Source organism: Collinsella ihumii, assembly GCF_030385545.1.
In the GTDB taxonomy this organism is placed as follows: domain Bacteria; phylum Actinomycetota; class Coriobacteriia; order Coriobacteriales; family Coriobacteriaceae; genus Collinsella; species Collinsella ihumii.
The window spans coordinates 22,348-42,953 of the sequence record NZ_JAUEIQ010000004.1 but is presented as its reverse complement, the minus strand read 5'-3'; the positions used below and the strand labels follow the sequence as shown (position 1 = coordinate 42,953).

The 20,606-nt window shown below is 65.0% G+C and carries 14 protein-coding genes; 4 read left to right on the top strand and 10 right to left on the bottom strand.

The annotated features are described in order from the left end of the window. Positions 1–6: 6 nt before the first annotated feature. The 3 genes from QVN30_RS05040 to brnQ form a co-directional block, all read right to left on the bottom strand. Complete coding sequence (locus QVN30_RS05040; protein WP_289835677.1) at positions 7–648, bottom strand: metallophosphoesterase family protein; 642 nt, start codon at positions 646–648, stop codon at positions 7–9. Next, a complete protein-coding gene (locus tag QVN30_RS05035; protein WP_289835676.1) occupies positions 645–2,609 on the bottom strand; it encodes a BMP family ABC transporter substrate-binding protein in 1,965 nt (654 codons plus the stop codon). Before QVN30_RS05035 ends, QVN30_RS05040 begins: the two co-directional genes overlap by 4 nt. Before the next feature lie 364 nt (positions 2,610–2,973). Next, positions 2,974–4,278 (bottom strand): branched-chain amino acid transport system II carrier protein, encoded by a 1,305-nt coding sequence (gene brnQ, locus QVN30_RS05030; protein ID WP_289835759.1) that lies wholly within the window; start codon positions 4,276–4,278, stop codon positions 2,974–2,976. Positions 4,279–4,666: 388 nt separating this feature from the next. Here brnQ and QVN30_RS05025 point away from each other — a divergent pair, with 388 nt between their 5' ends. After that, positions 4,667–5,632 (top strand): FHA domain-containing protein, encoded by a 966-nt coding sequence (locus QVN30_RS05025; protein WP_289835675.1) that lies wholly within the window; start codon positions 4,667–4,669, stop codon positions 5,630–5,632. A 95-nt stretch (positions 5,633–5,727) separates the two neighbouring features. Then, entirely contained in the window at positions 5,728–7,824 is a 2,097-nt protein-coding gene (locus QVN30_RS05020) for a protein kinase domain-containing protein (protein WP_289835674.1), read from the top strand. Between the two features lie 93 nt (positions 7,825–7,917). Here QVN30_RS05020 and QVN30_RS05015 read toward each other — a convergent pair whose 3' ends face one another. From QVN30_RS05015 to QVN30_RS04995, 5 genes are all read right to left on the bottom strand, one after another. Continuing rightward, a complete protein-coding gene (locus tag QVN30_RS05015) occupies positions 7,918–8,904 on the bottom strand; it encodes an ABC transporter ATP-binding protein (protein WP_066828781.1) in 987 nt (328 codons plus the stop codon). 3 nt (positions 8,905–8,907) lie between these two features. Continuing rightward, positions 8,908–9,897, bottom strand: coding sequence for an ABC transporter ATP-binding protein (locus QVN30_RS05010; RefSeq protein ID WP_066828784.1), 990 nt, complete (start codon positions 9,895–9,897; stop codon positions 8,908–8,910). A gap of 12 nt (positions 9,898–9,909) precedes the next feature. After that, positions 9,910–10,806 carry an ABC transporter permease gene (locus tag QVN30_RS05005; protein ID WP_087200231.1) on the bottom strand — a complete coding sequence of 299 codons (897 nt, stop codon included), beginning with the start codon at positions 10,804–10,806 and terminating at the stop codon, positions 9,910–9,912. Positions 10,807–10,817: 11 nt separating this feature from the next. Continuing rightward, complete coding sequence (locus QVN30_RS05000; protein ID WP_066828788.1) at positions 10,818–11,738, bottom strand: ABC transporter permease; 921 nt, start codon at positions 11,736–11,738, stop codon at positions 10,818–10,820. A gap of 113 nt (positions 11,739–11,851) precedes the next feature. Further along, positions 11,852–13,573: an ABC transporter substrate-binding protein gene (locus tag QVN30_RS04995; protein WP_289835673.1), complete on the bottom strand. Its 1,722-nt coding sequence runs from the start codon at positions 13,571–13,573 to the stop codon at positions 11,852–11,854. 256 nt (positions 13,574–13,829) lie between these two features. Between QVN30_RS04995 and QVN30_RS04990 the strand changes: the two genes are divergently transcribed. Both QVN30_RS04990 and QVN30_RS04985 read left to right on the top strand, forming a co-directional pair. After that, the gene (locus QVN30_RS04990; protein ID WP_289835672.1) at positions 13,830–15,173 is read left to right on the top strand and encodes an alpha-L-fucosidase; all 1,344 of its coding nucleotides are present in this window, start codon (positions 13,830–13,832) and stop codon (positions 15,171–15,173) included. Between the two features lie 3 nt (positions 15,174–15,176). Next, on the top strand, positions 15,177–17,828 hold the full coding sequence (locus QVN30_RS04985; protein WP_289835671.1) for a transglutaminase domain-containing protein: 2,652 nt from the start codon (positions 15,177–15,179) through the stop codon (positions 17,826–17,828). A gap of 303 nt (positions 17,829–18,131) precedes the next feature. On the opposite strand, the gene QVN30_RS04980 is transcribed toward QVN30_RS04985, so the two are convergent. Next, positions 18,132–19,073: an ROK family protein gene (locus tag QVN30_RS04980; protein ID WP_204571407.1), complete on the bottom strand. Its 942-nt coding sequence runs from the start codon at positions 19,071–19,073 to the stop codon at positions 18,132–18,134. Between the two features lie 129 nt (positions 19,074–19,202). Next, complete coding sequence (locus QVN30_RS04975; protein WP_289835670.1) at positions 19,203–20,402, bottom strand: Fic family protein; 1,200 nt, start codon at positions 20,400–20,402, stop codon at positions 19,203–19,205. Positions 20,403–20,606 lie beyond the last annotated feature (204 nt).

Here is a 20,606-nt window from a genome sequence, read left to right as displayed (position 1 = left end):
CATCGGCTAGGCGATCGACATGACCGGGAAGGGGTCGCGCGCACGAATCCTGTCATCGGGGAAGTCGAAGATATAGGAGCCGCACGCGTTGATGACCCGCGTGCCGCACGGATGCTCGAGCGCGCGCTCGACGCGGCCGTAGTTCAGATGCACGTGCCCGTGCAGCATGAAGGCGGGGCGCAGCTTGTCGACGTAGTAGTCAAACGACTCGAACCCCTGATGAGGCAGGTCCTCCATATCGCCGAGACCGCGGATGGGCGCGTGCGTGACGAGGATGTCGACCCCGCCCGTCGCGCGCGCCATGAGGGCCAGGCGCCCGATCCGCCTGCGCATCTCAGCCTCGGTAAAGCCGAACACCCGCTCGTTGTACCTGAGCGAGCCGCCGACGCCCATGATGCGGATGCCATGGAAATCGCGCAGGTGCCCCTCGATCGAGATGCACCCCTGCGGCGGATGCTCGACATAGCCCATATCGTGGTTGCCCCATACGTACACGAGCGGAACGTTGGCGAGCGTCACCACGTGCTCGAGATAGCGCGCCGGCAGGTCGCCGCACGAGATGATGAGCTCGACGCCCTGCAGGCGCTCCTTGTCGAAATGGTCGGTCAGCCACGCCTCCTCGACATCGGAGATGGCGAGGATCTTCATCGCTTGGCCTCGCGCCGGGCGGCCAAGGTGGGGTTGACCGGGATCACGCCGCCGGCGACCACCTCGTCGAGGCCGCGGTCCGACAGCTCGCGCACCTCGGGAAGGCGCCCGACGATGTTTTGGTTCAGCCATGCCATGCGCGCAATCTGCATGCTCGAAAGGCGCCCCGCGCCGGACGGCTGCACGAGCCCCGTCTGGCTTTTGAGCTCCCCGGCGAACGGATGAGTCTGGCCGCTCAGCATACTCTGCTTGAAGATCTCGACCAGGCTGCGCTGGCGGGCGGGCACGCAATCGCAGATGTGCACGTCCATGACGCCGGACGACAGGCCCCACCAGTAGTTCAGCGCGCGGTCGTGCAGCTCGTCGCGCTCGCGCTGCCACGAGTCATCGCGGATGGACTGGACGATGCGCTCGTAGTAGCGCCCCCACTCCCAGACCGGTTCGCCGAGGTGCACCTCGGTGCCGTCGTGCTCGACCAGATACAGACCCCACGACTCATCCGGGTTGCCCGGGTTGGGCACATCGCGCGCGCAGACGATGCGCACGTCGCTCTCGGCAAGCTCGCGGCGCCAATCGTAGTCTTTGGCCGAATACCACTTGAGATACACCGTCGCGTGCGGGTCGACCGTCTGCACGCCGATAGCGAAGGCGTTGATACCCGCCACCGTTCCATAGACCGGGGAATCCGCCACGTACCCCACGCGATGGTTGTCCGACAGGCTTGCCGCGAGCGCGCCCAGCAGGAACTTGACCTCGTAGGTCTTGGTGCTGAACGTGCGCACGGCGCCATACGACAGGCTGACCGAGCAGTTGAGCACCTTGAGCTGCGGATACATGACCGCCGCGCGCAGGGCCTGCGTGGCCTGCGTGGGCACGTTGGTCACGATGAGGTCGTCTTGCTCCGCCACCGCCCGCTCCACCGCGCGATCGAACGCCTCGTCGGACGCGCAGTCGGTGAACACCGTGGTCTCCACCGTGCCGCCCGACGCGCGCTCGAGCTCGATACGGCCGCGGTCGTGCGCGGCCGCCCATCCGGACGTCTGCGGGCTGCGCTCGTAGATGAACGCGATCCGCAGCGGTTTGGGGAAGAACCTGTTTTTGTAGAGCCCCTTCAAATCCGAGATGATGCCGCCCCGGGACGCAGGCTCCGTCGGCGCCTCGAGATAGGCGATGGCGTCCTGGTTGGTCGTGACGCGCAGCTCGCCCCAGATGCGGCCAAGCCTATCGGCGATCTCGACCGGAGAGGCGCAGACCGCGAGCTCGAACCCGTAGAGCTTGAGGTAGATCAGGTACGCGTCGCCCGAGGTGATACCGAGCGACTCGCCGTGCCGCTTGGAGAACGCCTCAGCGAAGCTGCCGAAGGAGGCGCGCAGGTCGACCACGCGCTCATCGGGCCACGGGTGGTCGAGATCCTGCCCGGCGAAGATCGCCAGGCGCTCGTAGGAGCCCTCCTCCGAGAAGGTGATGCCGTAGATGGGACACACGCGATAGAAGCGCAAGAACTCCTGGTAGATACGGTATTCTTTGGAGTCTGAGGGCATGGGCAGCATGCGCGTGACATTCGCCGTGATCGTCGGCATCTCGAGGAAGCGCATCACCGATACACGCTTGTTGCCCTCCTGCACGTAGAACCGCTGCATGTACTCGTAGACGATGATGGGCTCGCGCAGGCCCTCCCCGCGCTGGGAGTCGATCAGCGCGCTCCATTTGGCAGCAAACTCTGAATCCTCTTCGAGCAGAGGCAAGAAGCCGCGGGAGAACGAGTTTTGGCGACCCTGGGTGCGCGTTCCCGCGATAAGCGACATATCGATCTCGACGACGCCGACGGGCACCTCGCCTTGGTACCCATGGTCCTTGATGATGTCGCTTAAGGCAGGCGGATAGGGGTACCTGCCCGCCGAGACATCCTGCCGGACCTGCCGCAGCCCCGCTTTGCGCGCCTTGCGGTAATCTTCGATCATGAAGCCATCGCCCTCTCACCCGCCGTAGCCCTTATTTCGCATCCATTATCCAACGTCGGATGCGACCCTGCGACAAGCCGAGAGAATCGGTCGAACACTGTATGCATGACATGGCAAAATGGGTCTCTTCCGTGCCGCAGGGGCGTTTATTCATGAACGTAGAAGGGCCAATCCGGCGTTTCCCCAGGATTGGAAAGAATGACCCCCGTACTTATTCATGAATGAACGCTCCCCCCTGCGCTAGCCGGCGCAGGGGGGAGCGGCCTCAGGGGGTTGATTGGGGACGGGTTCGTTCCAACCCATGTCCGATGCCGAAAATGGGCTGAAACGAACCCGTCCCCAATCAACCCATCTCGTGGCGTCGTCAGCGCCGAGACAGCTTTGAGCACAGGACCCCGATCAGCGCCGCCGCAAGCGCCGGCGCGATCCAACCGAGCCCCATGCCGGCAAAGGGCAGCAGGTCGATCGGAAGCCATGTGCCGGCCGCAAACGCATCGCGCAGCGCGCCCGTCACGCTCACGATCGCGGTCATGCCCACCACCCACGGCCACACCAGCGGCACGCGGTCGCACAGCGTGTGCAGCATGCCCATGGCGACCAGCACGATGGCGATGGGATACAGCGCGCCGAGAAGCGGCACCGAGAACGCAAGGATGGCGTCGAGACCGAAGTTCGACACGATGCACGAGAACGCGGCGAACACGAGCGCGCAGACGCGATACGAGACCCGCGGCAGCTCCTCGGAGAAATACGTGCCGCAGCAGCTGATAAGACCGATGCAGACGTTCAGGCATGCAAGCAGGAAGATGGCGGCGACCACCACCGTCCCCACGGCACCGAAATGCAACGTCGCCGAGGCGGTGAGCACCGCGGCGCCGTTGCTGGCGTCGGGGAGCTGCTGCGCCATACCGGCGCCCACATAGGCGAGCCCGCAGTAGATGAGCGCCATGAGCGTGCCCGCGAACACGCCGGCACGAGAGATGGCGCCCATGAGCGAGCGGGGCTCGGTCACTCCCATCTCGCGGATGTTCGTGGCGATCACGATGCCGAACGTCAACGACGCGAGCAGGTCCATGGTCTGGTACCCCACCAGAAAGCCCTGCACGGGAGCGCCGGCGTCATACGGGGCGACCGGGGCCGGGGCCTGGGGCATCGGCGACACCAGCGCGGCGGCCGTCACCGCCACGATCAGCAGGATGAGCGCGGGCCCGGTCATGCGGCCGAGCAGACGGGTCAGGCGGCCGGGATGCATGGCGAGCAGGTAGGCGGCCACGAAGAACAGCACCGAGAAGGCGAGCTGGGCCGCCTCGACGGGCACCTCTGCGGGCAGCAGGGGGCTCAGCATCTCGAACGCCGTCGAGGACGTGCGCGGGATGGCGAGGCACGGCCCGATCGCCAGATACACCGCCGCCACGAAGATGCGGGCGAAAACCGGATGGACGCGCCCGGCGAGCTCGCGCGCGGTGCCGGCCAGCGCCACCGCGACGATGCCCAGCACCGGCAGGCCGATCGCGGCGACAAGGAATCCGATCATGGCGGGAACGGCCTCGGCACCCGCCTGCAGGGCAAGCAGGGGCGGCAGGATAAGGTTTCCCGCCCCGAAGAACATTGAAAACAGCGTCACGCCGATCAGCACCGACTGACGCATCGACAGGTTTTGGTTCACGATTGCTTCTCCCCCATAGCCGCAGGCATTGTCTTGCGTGCAGTCTATGGTAGCGCGAGCAGAGAGCCGCGCCCCGGGACACGGGAGTAAAACGCCATCGCACAAGGTTTCCATCGGCACGGGTCCCGGGGCCGCCTCGATACCAGTGTGAAGGCTTTTTCGCCCGCGTTGTTGCGCAACATGGCGTTTTTCGCACAATCTGGAACCGGTGCGAGTATTTCAAGGGGGCATGACGCAGATACGGGCACCCCGCACGGAGCGGATCGATCGTCTGCTCCCCTGGAAAACCCGACCCTCCACCCGCTGCTACCAGTCCGTTTCCGCATTTGCCGCGCTCTGTGCATTCGTGCTATGTTGACTGTATTTCGTTCGAATTCGAGGAGGTCAGGACATGGCGACAGACACTCCAAGCTCAGTCATGTACACCGACCTGCGCCAATTCGGTGGCATCGCGCACCGCGACACCGCGACCGTCCTGTTCGATGGGTCGGTCTCCATCGGCGGAAAAACCCTTTCGGCACGCATCGACGACCGCACGTTCCTGTCGCGCGAGATCGTCCACGCCAAGCCCGGTTCCCTGCATCCCGAGCTCTTCTCCGACTTTCCCGTCGCCGCCAAGAAGATCACCTCGCGCCTGATCGCGGCGCGCGGCGGAGGGCAGGCGGGCTGCTCCGAGGTCATCGCCCACTACCGCGGCGCCGCCGCGACCTGCATGTGCGACGCGCTGACCTCCAACGACATCGATGCCATCCCGTACGGCAACGTCGTGCGCAAGATCATGTCCCTTCATCTTGAGCTCGAAAGCGACCGCGCCCTGCTGCTCGTCATGCTCTTCGTCATCGTCGGGTGCCTGGCGGACCCGCGCGCGGCAATCGACGCCATCGACGCCTTCGCGGCAAGCGAGCTCGCCACCTCGCTCGACACCTTGGTCGGGGACGAGGCCCCGCGACCGCAGGCCGCCTCGACCGCCCATGAGACGCGCCTGGGCCTAGTCCGCCTGATCAACGGCGCCTTTCGTCCGCCCATCCACGAACTGTCGTGCGACCCGGCGGGCACCATCATCGGTTGCCTGCCCAACGGGTCGCACTCCATCGCCGACGTCGACGCCGACGTCTCGCGGCAGCACGTGCGCATCTGGCGCGAAGACGGCCGCTGGCTCGTCGCCGACCTGAACTCGACCAACGGCACCCGCGTGATCTCCGGTGCCGACAAGTCCGTGCACATCATCGCCAACGCCCAGGCCGAATCGCGCGAACCTTCCACGAGCAAGCCGTTCGAGCTGCGCAACAGCGACATCCTCTGCCTGGGCTCCACCACGCGCTTCCTGGTCATGAAGCTCAGCGTCGGCCGATCTTAACGGACCCCCTGTTGTTGCGCAACAGGAGCACGGTCGCATCGCCGTACAATCGATGCGAGACCCTGCACGTCATCTTCTCGGTTAGGCAGCACATCATGGCACCTCATCCCCTACAGCCCCATCAGCTCATCGAGTTCTCCTCGTTCGACACCGCCTTCGCCGTGGCGCCCGACGAGGAGGAGGCTACGCGCAGGCGCTATATGACCCTGCTTGTCGACAGCCAGCATGCGCCTCGCAAGGGCGCGTCGAGCACCGTGTACCGCGTGAGCAACACCGAGTGCTCCCCGTTCGCCCTCAAGGTGCTCAAAGCCGACGACCTCGAAGGCGAGGAGCGCGAGCGCCTGCTGCCGGTCCGCGTCCGCAAGTTCGCTGAAGAATACCGCGCGCAGACCGTCGTGTCGCATCTCAGCGGGTTTCCCAAGCTGTACGGCTACGGCGTCATCGAGGACGTGCCCGCGATCTTGATGGAGTGGGTCGAGGGCTTCACGCTGAACGAGGCCACGCCGCAGTTCCCCGCCGACATCTACGGGCGCATCAAGGGCCGCACGGTCGCCGGGATCGGCATGTCCGTCTTGAACGTGCTCATCTCCGCCAAGTCGCTCGACGAGCGCTTTGTCCATCGTGACCTATCCCCGCGCAACATCATGCTGCGCACGAGCCAGGTGCCCCTGGAGGAGCAGACCGCGAGCAACGCCTTCGATATCTGCCTGGTCGACCTGGGCAGCGCCACCATCGTCACCGGCGACACCTCGCTCACCTTGGTCGAGAACATCTGGCGCAACGGCACGCCCGACTACGCTCCGCCCGAGATGCTGGCGCGCGACGTGCCGGCGCTCGCCGCGCTACGCTCGTCGGCCTCCATCGACACGTACGCCCTCTGCAGCATCCTGTACGAACTCTACGCGCAGACCACCCCGTACGGTCGCGGCATGCTGCTCGCCGCCTCCCCCTATCGCGTCAAGGTCGACAACGATCCCATGCCGCTCGTGCCGCGCAGCCCCCGCGACGAGGAGCTGTGCGCGGCCATCATGGCGGGCCTCGCGCGCGAGCAGGACCAGCGCATCACTGCCGAAGACCTTCTGTCCCGTCTGAGCGCGTGGGCGGGCGCCCCGGCCTCAGACGACGCCGAGCACCACGCGGCCGCCACATCGGGCGACCCTCTCGAAGCGGGCTCCCACCTCACCATGAACGGCGCGGGCATCGAGGCCTCGCTCGGCCAGCAGGACACGGCGCCCGTCGACGATCGACTCACCTCAGACGGCGCCGGCACGTCGGATGCGCCCGCAGCGAGCACCCGCGGCATCTCCCGCCGCAGCTTCGTGATCGGCGCGCTCAGCGGCATCGGCATCACCGCGCTCTCGGGCGCCGCCGTCATCACGCGCGGGTTCGGCCTCCTCGAGCCCAAATCGCTCGACACCTACACCTGGGCCGAGCTGTCCGACATCTCGAAGCAGATCGCCCAGGCAGAAACGCCCTCCGACGCCATCGAGGTTGCACGAAGCTATGGACTGGTCGACCAGGACGGCAGGCTCATCTCCACGCAGCGCAAATCGGTCGAATACGACGGCATGCCCCATGAGGTGCAGATCGTGGGCATCAACCACGATGAGCTGGCCGACGGCTCGGGTTACGCGGGCCTCACGTTCATGTTCTGCGAGATCTTGAGCACGAGGCCCATGAACGACACCGCATACGACGATGGGGGCTGGGAGGCCTCCGACATGCGTGCATACCTCAACACGGGCGTCATGGACAAGCTTCCCGCCGAGCTGCGCGAGCGCATCGTCCCGGTGCGCAAGTACACCAACAACGTCGGCGGAACCGAGGACCCCTCCTGCGTGACGGCAACCGAGGAGTCCCTATGGCTGTTCAGCTACTGCGAGCTCGCAGGCGAGCGGGCCCGCCTCTCTTTCAACGAAGGGTATCGCTTCCTCGCCGACATCCTGAACTCCGAGGGCTCGCAATACGAATACTTCGAGCAGCAAAACGTCATGCCGCAGTCCAATGCGGACTGCCTGATTCGCCAGCTCGAAGACGAGGCGGACTACTGGTGGCTACGCAGCGCGAGCCCGGACGTGTCGCTCGCCGACGGTATCGTGACCTTCAACCGCGTGGCCCCGAACGGAGATCCGTTCCATTTCGCCGCCGCCTGCACCGACACCGCGGGCATCCTGCCGGGCTTCTGCATCTAGCGCGCCGATGGGTCGTTTGGGGACGGGTTCGTTCCAACCCATCGGCGCGCACAAAAAAGCGCCCGCCGTATTCGGCGGGCGCCTTGGTCCGATTTACAGCTCGCGGCCCGGATAGTGGCAGTTCACGAAGTGACCCGGCTTGACCTCGATGGTCGGCGGGACCTCGGCGGAGCACTTCTCCGTCGCGTGCGGGCAGCGCGTGTGGAACGGGCAACCGCTCGGGATGTTGGTGGGACTCGGCAGGTCGCCCTCGATCAGCACATGCTTCTTCTCGATCGTGGGGTCGGGAATGGGCACTGCGGACAGAAGGGCCTGCGTATAGGGGTGCTGCGGGTTGCTGTAGAGCTCCTCGTTGGGCGCAACCTCCATCATGGTACCCAGATACATGACGCCGATGCGGTCCGAGATCATCTCCACGACGGCAAGGTCGTGCGAGATGAACAGGTAGGTCAGGTTGTACTGCTCCTGCACGTCGCGCAGCAGGTTCAGGACCTGGGCCTGAATGGACACGTCGAGCGCCGAGACGGGCTCGTCGGCCATGATGAGCTTGGGGTTGACCGAGAGCGCGCGGGCGATGCCGATGCGCTGGCGCTGGCCGCCGGAGAACTCATGCGGGTAGCGCTCGCCGTGCGTGGGCGGCAGGCCGACGACCTCGAGCAGCTCGTGGACGCGCTTCAGGCGCTCGCCGGGGCTCATCTTGGTGTGCACGAGCAGCGGCTCGGCGATGATGTCCTGCACCCTCATGCGCGGGTTCAGCGAGCCATAAGGATCCTGGAACACCATCTGCATCTTGGAGCGCAGCGGACGCATCTCCTTGGCGGAGATCTTCGCGATGTCCTGGCCGTCGAAGATGATCTCGCCGGAGTCGGGCGTGATCAGGCGGTTGATGAGGCGGCTCGTGGTGGACTTGCCGCAGCCGGACTCGCCGACCAGCGAGAACGTCTCGCCCGGCATGATGTCAAAGCTGACGTTGTTGACCGCGTGGACCCACTTGTTCGCTTTGCCGAAGAAGTTCTTGCCCACGGGGAAGCGCTTGCTCAGGTTCTTGACCGACAGCAAGGGTTCGGTTGCTTGTGCCATCGCTTACGCCTCCTTTCGTGCATTGGTGTGGAACGGGCAAGCTGCGTAGTGGTTCTCAGCGACCTTGACGAGCTTGGGCAGCGCCTCGGAGCACGAAGCCTGCGCGTACTTGCAGCGCGGGGCAAAGCGGCAGCCCGAGGGCATGGCGGCCAGATCGGGCACGGAGCCGGGAATGGACGGCAGACGGTGCACACGGCGGCCGAGCTTGGGCACGGACTCGATAAGGCCCTGCGTGTAGGGATGCTGCGGGTTGGAGAACAGCTCCTTGACCGGGGCCTCCTCCACGATGTTGCCGGCGTACATGACGATGACGCGGCTGCAGGTCTCGGCGACGACACCCAGGTCATGGGTGATCATCAGGATACCCGTGTTGCGCTTGTTGCGGATGTCCTCCATGAGCGCCAAGATCTGCGCCTGAATGGTCACGTCGAGAGCGGTGGTGGGCTCGTCGGCGATGAGCAGCTTGGGCTCGCAGGACATAGCCATAGCGATCATGACGCGCTGGCACATGCCGCCCGACAGCTCGTGCGGATAGTTGCGCAGCGTCATCTCGGGCTCGGGAATACCCACGAGCTTCAGCGCGGAAACGCAGCGCTTATGCAACTCGTCTTTGGAAAGCTCCTTGTTGTGCAGGGAGATCGCCTCGATGAGCTGGTTCTCGATGCGCATGATGGGGTCGAGCGCGCTCATGGGCTCCTGGAAGATCATCGAGATCTCGTTGCCGCGGATGCTCTGCATCTCGGCCTCGGAAAGCTCGAGGATGTGCTTGCCGCCGAAGACGATGTCACCGGAGATACGCGTCGACAGCTTGTTGTGCAGACGCATGACCGACATCGAGGTGACGGACTTGCCGCAGCCCGACTCGCCTACCAGACCGACGATCTCGCCGGCGTTGACCGAAAACGACACGCCGTTGACGGCGGTGATCCAGTCTTTCTTGCCGCGCTTGAATTCTGTTCTGAGGTCCTTGACCTCAAGCAAGGGTTCAGCCATGAGGACCTCCGACTAGTTGAGCTTGGGATCGAGCGTGTCGCGCAGGCCGTCGCCGAACAGGTTGAAGGCCAACACGGTCAGGAAGATCACCAAACCGGGGAACAGGACGAGGTGCGGGGCAATCGCCAGATAGTTGCGGCCCTGGGACAGAATAGCGCCCCACTCCGCCTGCGTGACGTTCGCGCCGAAGCCGAGGAACGACAGCGAGGAGGCCGAAAGGATGGCGCCACCCACGTTCATGGTGAAGTTGACGATGAGCGCCTGCATGGTGCCCGGGAAGATGTGCACGAACATCGTGCGCGCCGGCGAGCAGCCGATGGACTGGGCGACCTCGACGTAGAGCTCGCCGCGGACCTCGAGCACCGCGCCGCGGATGATGCGCGCAAAGGACGGCACCGTGAAGACGGCCAGGCCGATCATGATGTTCGTGATGCCCGGGCCGATGATGGCCACGATGGCGATGGCGAGCAGGATCGAGGGGAACGCGAACATGACGTCGCAGATGCGCATGATGATCGAGTCGACGATGCCGCCGAAGAAGCCCGCGATCAGGCCGAGGACGACGCCGCCCGCCGTACCGAGAATCGAAGCGGTGAGCGCCGTGCCGAGCGACAGCTGCGTGCCCGCAAGGATACGGCTGAAGACGTCGCGGCCAAACTCGTCGGTGCCCCAGATGTGCGTGGCCGACGGGCCGGCCAGAATCGCGCCGTAGTCGTACGCGTTGGGATCATAGGGAACGATCGACGGGCCGATGACCGCCATGATCAAGATGAACACGATGAACAGGAAGCCGAGCACCGCGGTCTTACGGCGCAGGAACTTCTTAATGAACTGCACGGTAGGATTTTGCGCCTTGGGCAGCTCCTCAGCAGACAGGGTCTGAGCGGTGGTTGCGTTGGTATCAGCCATGGTATCGCCTCCTATTCGTATCTCACGCGCGGGTTGATGACGGCGTACAAGATGTCGGCAAGCAAGTTGATCACCATGTACTCGAACGAGAAGAACAAGATGAGCGCCTGTACGACCTCGTAGTCACGGAAGCCGATGGAGTCGACGAGCAGACGACCCATACCCGGAATCGAGAACACGCTCTCGACCACGACGGAGCCGGCGATCAGGGCCCCGATCTGCAGCGCGGTCACGGTGATGATGTCGATCGAGGAGTTCTTGAAGGCGTGCACCATGATGACGCGCGGCTCGGGCAGGCCCTTGGCGCGCGCGGTGCGGATGTAGTCCTTGCCGAGGTTCTCGATCATGGACGAACGGGTCACACGCGCGAGGATCGCCATGATGCCCGCGCCCATGGCGATCGAGGGCAGCACGTAGCCGCGCCAGTCCTCGAGGCCGCCCGTGGGGAAGATGCCCAGGTTGACCGAGAAGATCTGCATGAGCTGCAGGCCGAGCCAGAAGTTCGGCAGCGAGATGCCGGCGATGGCGATGAGCATGCCGAGCAGGTCGAGCGCACGGCCGCGGTTGATGGCCGCGATGACACCGATGATGATGCCGATGATGACCGACCAGGTGATCGAGCAGATCGTCAGGTAGATGGTGATGGGCAGACGCGGGGCGAGCAGCTCGGCCACGGACGTGTTGTTCGTGAACGAATGGCCCAGGTCGCCCTGAAAGATGCCGGTGATCCACTGGAGATACTGCGGAACGAGCGGCTGGTCGAGGCCGAGCTCGCGACGGATGTTCTCGATCTCGCCGATCGTCGCCGTGGGGCCGCCGATCTGACGCGCAGGGTCGCCAGGAATGAGGCGGACGAACATGAAGATGATGATGGAAATGACGATCAAGAGCGGAATCATGCTCAGGACGCGTTTAACAGCGTATTTCCCCATGTAGTTCCCTCCCTTTGTGTCGTATCGGGGAGACACGGGGGCTGCCAGCCCCTGAAATCAGAGGCTGGCAGCCACCCAACACCCTCGATGTGAAACTCAGGACGTAATCAACACTAGACGTTCAGGGTCGCGTGAATGACGTCGATACCCTGGGCGACGTACTTGATGCCGTTGAGGTACGCCTTGTAGGACAGGAGGGTGTTGTCGCTGGCGAGGAACAGCCACGGGCACTCCTCCCAAGCAATGTCCTGGCACTTGCCGTAGTGCTCGTTCTGCTCCTCCTCGGTCGGGGCGGCGTTGCCGGCCTCGAGCTCGGAGTCGAACTCGTCGTTCTTCCAGAAGGCGGTGTTGTAGCCGGTCGGCGGGACCATGGCGCTGGAGAGCAGCGAGCGCAGGAAGCCGTCGGGGTCGGACTGGGACCAGTTGACGTACCACATCTGCAGCGTGGTGGTGTCCTCGGGCTCGGCGGCGAGCTCGGCGTTGGTAGCGGCCTCGTTGGGCTGGACGTTCACGGTGATGCCGGCCTGCTGCAGCTGCTGCATGACGAAGGTCATGCCCTTGGTCTCCTGGGTGGAGTTGTCGCCGATGATGTTGACTTCGAAGCCGTCGGCGTAGCCGGCCTCCTCGAGCAGGCTCTTGGCCTTGTCGAGATCGTACTCATAGGGCGTCTGGGCCTTGTAGCCGGGCACCATCTCGGGCAGAACCGAGGTGGCGGGGGTGGCGGCGCCGGAGTACATGACCTGGACGTACTCGTCCTGGTTCAGCGCGTAGTTCAGGGCCTGACGGACGCGAACGTCGGACAGCGGCTCGTAGTTGGTGTTGAGGGTGACATAGCGCATGGTCGTCGACGGGATCGAGATCATGTTGATGTCGCCGGCGGAGCGCACCGTGGCAACCTGGTCGGTCGGCATCGGGTAGATAGCCGTGGCCTCACCGGTCTGCAGGGCGGCGATACGGGAGCCGGCCTCGGGCACGACGCGGAAGTCGATGCGGTCGATGGACGGAGCCTCGCCCCAGTAATCCTCGTTGCGGATGATGGAGACGTGATCGCCCTGCGCATACTCCTCGAGGATGTAGGGACCGGAACCTGCGGACTGCTTGGAGTAATCCCAGCTGGGGTCGGCAAGCGCAGTCGGGGAGATGAGGTAGAACTGCGTCATGGAGTTCATGAACGGAGCATAGGGCTCGGGCAGGTGGAACTGAACGGTGAGCTCATCCACGGCGGTGCAGGAATCGACGCGGGTGTTCTCGGTGTTCTCGTCGATGGTCTCGATGAACGTACGACGACGACGCCAGTTGTTCTCGGGGTCGATCGCTGCCTCGTAGTTGGCGACGACGGCCTCGGCGTTCAGCGGGGCGCCGTCGGTGAAGGTGATGCCCTCGTTCAGATGGAACGTGTAGGTGCACGCGTCGTCGGAGACCTCGTAGCTCGCGGCGGCGCGGGGAGCGTACTCATAGTTCTCATCCAGGTCATAGAGCGAGTCGTAGATGTAGTAGACGACGTTGCCCGAGTTGCCGTCGGACCAGTCCATGGGGTGCATCTCCTGGAACTCGCCCTCGAAGGCCAGGACGCACTCGTTCTTGGGAGCCTTGCCGTCGGTCTTGGTGGCGCGAACGACGAAGCCCTCCTCGTCGGCCTTGATCGTCTCGACGTTGGATCCGCCGTCGCCGGAAGCCGAGCCGGTGTCAGTGCCGGTCGAGGTGTCGCCACCGCCGCCGCAGCCGGCGAGGCCGAGGCCCGCGACGGTCGCGGCACCGGCAGCCACGGCACCCACGAACCCGCGACGAGTCACACCGGAGTCCGACCACGTCATGTTCTTGTTCTCTTTGTCCATTACAGACTCCTTTCGCACCGAGAACACTCCACGCATTGGCGCATTTGATGTAGTGCAGCCAAAATCCTCCTCGCGGCACAGACAGCAAATGAACAATCGCTATACTGTGCCCGCCACAACACTATAACGCTTTAACGCGTTAGAGCGGAGGCAAGGTGTAAACGGCCATACCGTTCAGGGACCGGAAACAGACCGTTCACCGCCAGGAAATACCATTATTGCTTATTTCGGACAAAACGGACACATTTTGTGAGGGATGGAGGAAATGTTGGCCTACCAGTTCGACCGGGAGCGCTACAACCGACGCATGAAGTGGTACCTGCACGACCGCTTCGGCATGTTCATCCACTTCGGAATCTACAGCATCCCCGCACGGGGCGAATGGCTGCGCAGCACCGAGGAGATGCCCGAGGAGCTCTACCTGCCCTATTTCGAGGAGTTCAACCCGTATGCGCTCGACGCCCGCGCCTGGGCCCGCGCCGCCAAACGGGCAGGCATGCGCTATGCCGTGCTCACCTCCAAGCACCATGACGGCTTCTGCCTGTTCGACACCAAGACCACCGACTTCAAGTCCACGAACACCCCCTACGGTCGCGACATCGTGGCCGACTTCCTGGACGCGTTTCGCGCCGAGGGCATCCGCGTGGGCCTGTATTACTCGGTGATCGACTGGCACCATCCCGACTTCCCGCAATACGGCGACCGTCAGGCCCCGCTGCGCAACGATCCCGTAGCCGGCTCCAACGAGCACCGCGTGTTCGACCGCTACCTCGACTACATGCACGAGCAGGTGCGCGAGATCTGCACCAACTACGGCAAGCTCGACCTTTTGTGGTTCGACTTCTCCTATGACGACATGCGCGGCGAGAAGTGGCGCGCCACCGAGCTCATGAACATGGTGCGCGAGCTGCAGCCCGACGTCATCACGAACAACCGCCTCGAGGTCTCCGGCGAGGGATTCGGCTCGCTGGCCCAGTGCGACCCCACGCCGTATCACGGCGACTTCGTGACGCCCGAGCGCATCATCCCGCCCAACGGCCTGTTCGACGTCGAGGGCAACCCGCTCGCCTGGGAAGCCTGCATCACGATGAACGACAACTGGGGCTACTTCTCCCACGACACCAACTTCAAGCCCGCGCCGATGCTCATCCACAAGCTCGTCGAGTGCGTCTCCAAGGGCGGCAACCTGATCTTGAATGTCGGCCCGGACGCGACCGGCCGCATCCCCGACCAGTCGCTTGCCATCCTCGATGAGATCGGTCGCTGGATGGAGCGCAACTCCGCGAGCATCTACGGCTGCGGCCCCGCCGCCGGCGGTCCGCTCGAGGTCGAGCGCCCCGAGTACGGCCGTATCACCCGCAACGGCGATACGTACTACTTCCACCTGTACGAGAACGCGCTCGGCCCCATGCCGCTGCTCGGCGTGCCCAAGGAGCGCATCGCCTCGATGCGCCTTTTGCGCGACGGCACCGAGGTCCAGCTCTCGAACAGCTGGACGCACAGCGACTACCCCAACATCGCCTTCGCGGATCTGGGCCCCTCGCCCGTACTCCCCGATCCCGTGGACACCGTGCTCGCCGTCAAGATCAAGGAGGCCTAAAAGATGGCCGTGCTTTCCGATTCGTTTGCCGCCCATGCGGACGAGCGCTTCGACGCCCGCCGTGAGGTGCTCTCCCCCATCGCGCAGGCCATCGAGACGGGCCTTGCCGCCATCGACGATGCGGACGTCCGCACGCTCATCAAGAGCTACTACGGCACCATGCCGCTGACCGACGTGTTCGACGCCGAGTTCGAGCTGTTCGCCTCGTTTGCCCGCCAGGCCTGCGAGCTGCGCCGCACCAGCCCGTGGTGCGCCGACATCCCCGAAGACATCTTCGTCCAGTACGTCGCGAGCCCGCGCGTCAACAACGAGCCGCTCACCGACGCCTGGCCCACCTTCCGCGCCGCGCTCGCCGACCGCCTGCGCGGCCTGGATGCCTACCATGCCATCGTGGAAACCAACTACTGGTGCTGCGAGACGGCCACCTACCAGTCCTCCGACGGCCGCACGCTGGGCCCGCTCGGCGTGCTCGCCTCGGGTGACGGTCGCTGCGGCGAGGAGTCGACCTACCTCGTGACCGCCCTGCGCGCCAACGGCATCCCCGCGCGCCAGCTCTACACGCCCTGGTGGGCGCACTGCGACGACAACCACGCCTGGGTCGAGGCGTACGCCGACGGATCGTGGCACTACCTGGGCGCCTGCGAGCCGGAGGAGGAACTCGACCGCGGCTGGTTCACCGCGGCGTCCGGTCGCGCCATGCTCGTCCACACGCGCCTGTTCGACGACTTCGGCTGTGACTTCGAGCGCGATGCGCACCTGCTCGCCCGCGAGGGCAGCCAGGTGATCGTGAACCTCACCGAGTCCTACGCCCCCTGCGTGCTGCTGTCGGTGCGCGTCCTTAACGCCGCCGGCGCCCCCGTCGAGGGCGCCTCGGTGCGCCTGCGCCTGGTGAACGAGGCCGCATGGCACGACATCGCCCACCTCTCCAGCGATGAGGCGGGCATGGCCCGCATCGTGGTCGGCGAGGGCACCGTGCGCGTGGTCGCCACCACGGGCGACGGCATGGCCGAGACCATCATCGACACCGCGGACTGCCATGACCTTGAGCTCACGCTGGGCGAGACCGTGCACGGCGACACCGATTGGGTCGACTTCGACGTGCACGCGCCGGCAGATCATCCCGCGCCCTCCCACCCGCTCACGCCCGAGCAGGTCGAGCGCGGCCGTGCCCGCAAGCGCGAGGCCGACCGCATGCGTACCGAGCGGGTCGCCGGCAACGTGGAGCGCGCCCGCGAAATCGCCCGCGCCTGCGGGCACGACGCGGACGGTTGCCTGCCCTACTTCGAGCAGGCCTTCGCCAACGCGCCCGAGGTCGAGCGCTTCCTGACCGTCGACGACGGGGCCGACCGCGCCGCCCTGCTCGCCACGCTCACGTCCAAGGACTTCCGCGACCTGTCGGCCGACATCCTGGAGGACCACATCCAGGGCGGCCGCGCGGTCCGCGAGGATGCCCTCGCCTACCTCGCGCGCGAAGGCGTCGACGACCAGGCAAAGGCGCAGGAGCTCTACGAGCGCTACGTCCTGTGCCCGCGTGCCCACTTCGAGCACCTCTCCGCATACCGCGCCTTCATCCGCAGCCGCTTCGACGCCGAGACGGTCGCAGGCTTCATCGCCGACCCGCTGCGCGTGTGGGACTACATCTGCGAGCACACCGCGTTCACCTCCCGCGAGCACACCAAGCGCTACGTGGGCACCCCGCGCGGCGCGCTCGTGTCCGGCCAGGCGAGCGCCGTCACCCGCCGCTCGCTGTTCGTGGCCATCTGCCGCAGCTTCGGCATCGCTGCGCGCATCAACCCTATCGATGCGGGCATCGAGTACTTTGCCCACGGCTCGTTCGTGCCCGTCGAGCACGGCGAGGAGGGCTTCGAGGTCCTGTTCGCCAGTGACGCCGACCCGGCGCCCGGCTACTTCCAGACGTGGAGCATCGCTCGCTACCTGCACTTCACCGCGGTGAGCGGCAAGGCAGCCCAGGGCTTCAAGGTGCTCGACCTGTGGGGCAAGGCCCCGTTTGAGGACGGCGTCTGCCGCGTGAAGATGCCGCTCGGCGAGTATCGCCTCACCACCGCGGTTCGCCTTCCCAACGGCGACGTGCACGCTGCCGAGCGCGCGTTCGAGGTAACCTCCGACTACGACGGCACCCCCATCCAGCTCAAGCTGCGCGAGCCGGACGTCTCCGAGATGCTGCAGAGCATCAAGCTCGACGCCTTCGCGCTCGCCGATGCCGAAGGCGCCGCGGTCGATTGCGGCCGCATCGCCGCAGCAGGCGAGACGGCTGCCAAGCCCGTTATCGTGGCGTTCCTCGAGCCGGGCATGGAGCCCACCGAGCACCTGCTCAACGAGATGCGCGAGCAGGCCGGACGCCTGGACGCTGCGGGCGTGCCCATCGTGCTCGCCGTGCGCGATGCCGAGGAGCTCGCCGACCCCACGCTCGCCCGCACGCTGCCCGTGCTTCCCCGCACGACGGTCGCCTACGACGACTTCTCCGAGCTGCCGGAGCGCCTGGCGCGCCGCATGTTCACCAATCCCGAGAAGCTGCCGCTGATCATCCTCGCCGTCGCCGACGACGCCGGCAACCTGACGGGTCGCTACGCCGCGGCGGGCTACAACGTGGGCACCGTCGATCTGGTGCTCAAGCTCATCTCGCTCATCGACTAGGTGGCGGAGCCCAGGGGCGAACGCCGCAGACGAAGGGGGCGCGGTTCACGATGCGAACCGCGCCCCCTTTTTGCCGACGCACTAATATAGATGCGCCCTTGGGAAGCGCTGGTCGTTCCGCCATTCGGCATCCCCGCGCCTATCTGAAGGGGAAGCGCGGTCGACGGACCCACACACATAAAGGCCTGCCGCTCATTCATGAATGAGTGGCAGGCCGTTTTGACGTTTCCGCAGGATTCAATTGTTTAACACCGGCCTGTTCATTCATGAATGAACAGGCCGGTGTCAGGCCAGATTCCTCTCTTACGCCTCCATCAGTCCGGCGTAGGCGGCACCGATCAGGCCGGCATCGTTTCCGAGCGACGCGACCTCGATCGGAGTGTCGGCGCACACCGACAGGGTGTAGTGCTTGAAACGCTCCACGAGCTTGCCCAGGAACAGGTCGCCCGCGGCGGACAGGCCGCCGCCGAGCACGATGGCCTCGGGATCGACCGTGCATGCGAGGTTGGCGAGCGCCAGGCCGAGATACTCGACCATGGTGTCGACCGCCGCCGCAGCTGCCTCGTCGCCCGCCTGGTAGGCGTCGAACACGCTCTTGGAGTCGGAGGGACCGGCGAGCTCGACGGGCTGGGTCCCGCGCTTCTCGCATTCCATCTTGTAGGTGTTCACGACACCGGTCGCAGATGCATACTGCTCGAGGCAGCCATGGCGTCCGCAGCCGCACACGCGCTCTTCGGCCGGGTTCACGCAGGTGTGGCCGACCTCGCCGCCCGCACCGTTGGCGCCACCGATGACCTTGCCGTCGACGACGACGCCGGCGCCGATGCCCGTGCCGAGCGTCACGAGCGCCATGCTGCGATGGCCGAGCGCCGAACCGCGCCACATCTCGCCAAGCGCCGCCGCATTGGCGTCGTTCACGAACGCGACGGCGGCACCGCCGAACGCATCCTTGAGCGCCGCGCCGAGCCCCTGGAGGTCGATCGAGGCGTTGGCGATCAGCTTGACGTTGCCGTCATCGGGAACCGGGGCCGGAACCGCAAGGCCGATACCCTTGAGGACGACGTCGCCATCCTGGGCGTCAAGCAGGCTCTTGATGCCGTCGATGACCGCCGCATAGCCGGCCTCGTCCACCAGCGGCGGCGTGGGCACGCTCAGCTTGGACAGAATCTTGCCCTCGCGGTTGACCAGGCCCTCCTTGACGGTCGTGCCTCCCACGTCGATACCAACAAATAGCTCCTCGGCCATCCTTGGCCCCCTTTCTCGGATATACCACGTGCAGCACATGATACCGCGCATCCCAGCCGTTTTGTCCCATATCCCGGCAGACGGCAGGCAGGTGAAACTATAGGGACAGTCCCTAAATATTCATCACGCCTACTGCGCACCGCTCGCAAGAACCCGGCGTATCCCCGGTACGCTCGATATCTCCTCGAGAATGTCGATGAGCTCGTCGCTTTGGAAGTATTCTCCGCGACGGCGTGAGCCCATCGGGCGCAGCATGCCGTATGCGCACGCCCGCCCGACCAACGTCGACGCTGCTCTCGGGGTAATACCGAGCTTCTCGGCCACAAACGCGATCGTGACGACAGGCTGCTCGGCCAGCAGAGCGGGCAGTCTCCAGATCGAAGACCCCGCACGCTCCTTGATGTCCTTCTTCCAGGCATCCATGACCTCATCTATGAGAGCCGAGACGCGCCCACCGATTACGAGAGCGAGCTCCAGGGCCTCAATCGTGCAGGTGACAATAGGCATGGGGTCACCCTGTTGGTACGCTCTGATCGCAGCCATGTAGTCATCGACATCATGGAGCAAACCCGCTGAAACGGGAAGCGTGCTTCTCGAGAGCACCCCCTCCGACGCAAGGACGATATGGAGCAGAACGCGCCCCGTTCGCCCGTTACCGTCAATGAACGGATGAATCGTCTCGAACTGAGCATGGGCGATCGCCGCCTTGGCGACAGGGTTGATGTCATCCCGACGAATGAACGCAACGAGATCCTCGAGTGCGCCCGCAAGCCGTTGAGGCGCAGGAGGAACAAAGAGGGCACCATGGGGGCTATATGCAGTTCCGCCGACCCAAACCTGCTCATCTCTGATCTCCCCTCCAAATGAAGCGCCCGTCGGGGCGATAAGCGCCTCGTGGACAGCACGGATCTGATCGACTGTCGTGCTCTCCGAGAGCGAGAGCGCAGTTCGCATCGCGGCGATGTTTCCTTGGACGATGCGCGCGTTGGCAGGGGCCTCGCTCGTCAACTCCGCGAGCGCAACAATGCGCACGCTCGACGTGAGATGTTCAATCTGGGAGCTGGCCGCGGACTCGCTGCGCAGCAGCAGCGCCGGCAGGTCGTAGCCACGCACCGCCTGCAGCTCGTCGAAACGCGCAAGCTTCACAAGCAGCTCGCCGATACGAGCCGACAGGGCCTCGGGTATCGCCAGGTTCAGCGACGCTATCTCCGCAGGAATCGCTGCCTGATAGCTCGATGCGATCCCGCGGCGCGCGGTTTTGGAGATCATCGCGCGCTCGTCAGGGTCAATGTGCCAGGGCAGCTCCTCATATGAAACGGATGGCCACATAGCCCCCTCCCTCGAGTCGAATTTGCTTCTCGCGCCGTTAGCTTAACGGAAGCGAAAACAGATTCACTTCCGTTATCCTTGTTGTAACGGAAGTGAATTGCGTTTTGCTTCTGTTAGCGGGAGCGCATCGGAAGTAGGTTCGTTGGGGACGGGTTCATTCCAACCCATAGGTTCGTCAAATGACCCGCAATGGCCTGCGAAGGA